Origin of the sequence: Microcystis sp. M165S2 (genome assembly GCF_020245885.1) — a bacterium.
Lineage (GTDB): Bacteria > Cyanobacteriota > Cyanobacteriia > Cyanobacteriales > Microcystaceae > Microcystis.
On sequence record NZ_JADBTZ010000306.1, the window covers coordinates 1 to 3,825 of the forward strand.

Annotated in this window: 3 protein-coding genes; all 3 read right to left on the reverse strand. The window is 43.5% G+C overall.

The genetic code is table 11. The features are described from left to right. Positions 1–116: 116 nt before the first annotated feature. A complete protein-coding gene (locus IM479_RS15260) occupies positions 117–860 on the reverse strand; it encodes a S1 family peptidase (RefSeq protein WP_287699483.1) in 744 nt (247 codons plus the stop codon). A gap of 14 nt (positions 861–874) precedes the next feature. Further along, a complete protein-coding gene (locus IM479_RS15265) occupies positions 875–1,402 on the reverse strand; it encodes a COP23 domain-containing protein (protein WP_287684247.1) in 528 nt (175 codons plus the stop codon). Between the two features lie 244 nt (positions 1,403–1,646). Then, a complete protein-coding gene (locus IM479_RS15270) occupies positions 1,647–3,566 on the reverse strand; it encodes a serine/threonine-protein kinase (RefSeq protein WP_287684248.1) in 1,920 nt (639 codons plus the stop codon). Positions 3,567–3,825: the final 259 nt, after the last annotated feature.

Below are 3,825 nucleotides of genomic sequence, written 5' to 3' on the forward strand. Positions count from 1 at the left end.
AATTACTGGTGCAAGTTGGGAATCTGGTAATGTACCGCAAGTCCTTCGTCATCGCTGTGCTTATCTAAATGGTTGCCTTTTTTAACTTTTTTATTGAGATCATTAAGCATTTCTACTTATTGCAAAGGTGAGATGCTCCCAACCGGATGTCTGCCGCTGATGCCGACTAATTCTCCCTTTTGATTGAGTAATGGCCCTCCGCTCATTCCCTTTTCAAAGTCGCCATTATATCCGATTTGATATCCTCCTTCTAGCGGTTTTTCTAAGAATGCAACTATTTTACCCGGTGTAAAATCAAACTCGTCGTTTAAGCTTTGAGCGCTTTCTCTTGTTTCTTTTTGTTGTATTGACTTATTGGCTGGATAGGCAAATTGTGGTTGCAAATAAAAAGGGAAACCCGCCGCCAACACATATTCCCCTCTCTTTAGGTTAGCGGAAGAACCTAGACGAGAAGCCACATAAAAGCAGGGGGATTTAAATTGTAGTAGGGCTAGGTCATTCCGAGCAAAATTTGCAGTTTTTACCACTTCTGAAATATGAATTTTTCCGTCAAAGGTTTGAAGATTGTAGGAAAAGTGATTATCTTTGAGAACATGGGCGTTGGTAATCACTTTATAATTGTTGTTTTGGGAGTAAATTATTACTCCAGAACCGATAAATTCTGATTCATATAATATTTTTACTGTGATAACTTTAATATTATTATATAAAGAATTGATCAGAATTGGTCGAGAAGATGGGCATCCCGACCGAATAATGTGAGGAGCAAAGTAGCCATTATCTGCATCAGTTACTAGCCTTAAGGCTGGACTACTGATCAGGAACATTATTAGTAAAAGTTGACATTGGGATTGGGTCACTGCCAAATTTACTCCTAGCGAGGCTCATTTTCTGAAGCTTCGATTATTTCTTCAAGATTGTTAATAAAAGTCTCGACATTAATATTAAGTTCTCCTTCGGAATCGTAGGAAAAAGGCTGCTCAGTAAATCTAAATTTTGAAGGATTGCCATAGCGAGTCATATTAAATAGTTTTTGGGCAACTTCTTCAGAGTTTACTCCTGTTTTTAGAGTGAATAACACCTCGTTTTTAGCGCAACTTCCGCCCTTAACTTTAGGAACACAGACGACGGGATAGCCATTGACATTTGAAGCTTTTACATTAGTCAGCAGAGGAGCATATTGATTAAAGCGATCGGAAACCGTGATGCAGCGTTTCCTGTTGTCCCATCCTGACTCGGCAAAGTCGTTGGAAGTCCATTCAATTATCGCTATGTTTCTTTTAGGGCGTTTGACAAAGGTATTCCACTTTCCCTGAAGTTGGCCGCAGAAGAATAGTCCCTTTCCTGCGGACTTGCTAGGTTCTGGCACACTGAAAGTGGCCGCACCAGTTAAGAATAACATCGTCAGAATTTGGTATGGCTGTCGGTGTTTCATCCTCAATGACCTCTTTTCTTCGTTTTGCTTGCTAGTCTAACATAGGATTCATCCCAAATCAACTTTTAATAATACGATTAAATCCCGATCGAACTTTAAAAACCTGCGCCCCGCTTCCCACTTATTTATAGCTATCAGTCATCAGCCTTGAATACGTTGTTAAACAAGATGTAGTATGAAATCCGGTCAGGATAATCTTGACACCGATAGTTCAGAAACTCGGCCGCCAAACTTGGATTTTCTTTTCAAAATTGCTGGCAACGGTACGCCCATCTCCACTGAGGGCGATCATTCTAGGTGAATCGAAAGATTTGGGAGAGGAAGGGGAGTAGCTAAAAATCTCCTTTTTGGTGTTTAGGTTCCATAATCTAATAGTTTCATCGGAACTGCGGCCAGCAATTATCTTGCCATCTTCGCTGATAACTATCAAACAGATATCGGCAGATGACCCTGCTTGGAGAGGAGAATCTTTCCAATTGCTATCTTTCCAAATTCTGATATTGTCTTGGCAACTGCTACTAGCGGCGGTCGTTCCATCGACACTGATGGCAACCGAGTGGGCTTCCCATGGATTGATAGAGGGAAAAATGCGTGGTTCGTATGGGTTGCTGCCTTGTTTTTGCCAAAAAATGATGTCACCGCCCGAATGTCCGCTGACGATAATTGATGCGTCTTGATTGATGGCAAGGGATACCACCTCTTTTTCCACCGGTAGCGTCTCGATTAAATTTCCCGTTGACAGATTCCAGAGTTTAACTGTTGCATCTTCTCCACCAGTAACCAGTGTATTGCCATCGGAGCTTAAGGCTAGGGCGATCAAACCTCGCTGACGTGGCAGGGTAATACGTTCTTTTCCCGTTTTTAAATCCCAAACCTTGATTGTGCCATCTTCACTGCTGCTGGCTAAGATCTGTTGATCGTTACTTATAGCGATCGCTAGAATAGCTTTTCGGTGTCCTGCTATGGTTTTTTTCCGTTTTCCAGTTGCCACTTCCCACAGGTAGATGTTCCCTTTCTTATCCCCGCCTACCAAAGTTTGACCCTCTCGGTCTAGTACAAAAGAATTAATCTGGCTCGACGGCTCAATCAAGGGAAGTTCTTCAACCGTTGGTTTATTTGGGAACAAGAAATTCAACAACGGTTTTATTATTGGATAGCCAAACCCAAAAGAAAGCCCACCAGTTATAACAATAAAAATTACCCAGAACCAAGGGTTAAACCTCGATAGTGGGGGAGGCGGAGGTGGGGGAGTAGTAGTAGGAGATGGGGTGACAGAAACAGTCGGTTGGGAAGAAACGGGCAAGAAGGTTAACATTTCTTGAGCAGAGGTGAAGCGATCTCGTGGATGGGAACGGACAGCGCGATCGATAACGGCGGCTAAATTTGAGTGGAGGTGGGGCGCATCTTTTCGCCAGAGGATTTCACCGGTGTTGGGGTCTCCGGCGAGATCTTGAGGAGTTTTGCCCGTCAGCAGGAAAATTGCGGTTAGACCCAAGCTGTAGAGGTCGCTGGAGGGAACTGGACGGCCAGCTGCTTGTTCTGATGCCATGTAGCCAGGAGTTCCCAATGAGACTGTTGTAGTGCTGTTGATGTTGTTCACCTCTTTGACAATACCAAAATCAATGAGAACAGGTTTACCGTCGCTGGCCCGCAGGATGATATTGTCGGGTTTGATGTCCCGGTGGATGATCGGCGGGTTGCGGCTGTGGATGTGGTCGAGGACGGGTAGGAGTTCTCGCAAGATTTTTTCTACTTCCGCTTCCGAGAGGTTGCCTTCTTTTTGGTGTTTTTGGCTGAGGGTAATCCCTTCAATCCATTCTTGGACGAAGAAAAAATTTTCCCCTTCTGAAAAGTAGTCGTAAAGTCGGGGAATTTGTCGGTTATTTTGCCCTAATTCTTCTAAAATAGCGGCTTCTCGTTGGAAACGTTCTTGAAACCAACCGGGAGTTGGTTCTGCTTGAATGGCCTCATCCGTCGGCTTTAGTTGCTTGATTACACATTGGCGGCGGGAGGGCATACCAGTATCGATCGCGAGGAAAGTTTCGCCAAAACCGCCTCTACCTAGTTGTTCCGAGATTTCATAGCGATTGTTTAGCATTTGATAGCGACTGTCTAATAGGAATGCTGTCATTTTAAAATGGATAAACTTCGTGCGGGTGACTTTCTTTTCAACCCTCGCTGCCTAACATCACTAATAAAAAGCCGGCGATTAATCCACGAGTCGGGGAATTGACAGATCGCAATCCTTTAGGCTCTTCGGTAATTGTTATGCAAATAATTAACTGAAAATAAAATTCGATGAGAGTGCCTACGCCTAAAAGTAGCTGAAATCTATACAGGGAGACACTTAAGGCACAAATAGGTTAATACCAAAAGATAGACAATTGAGT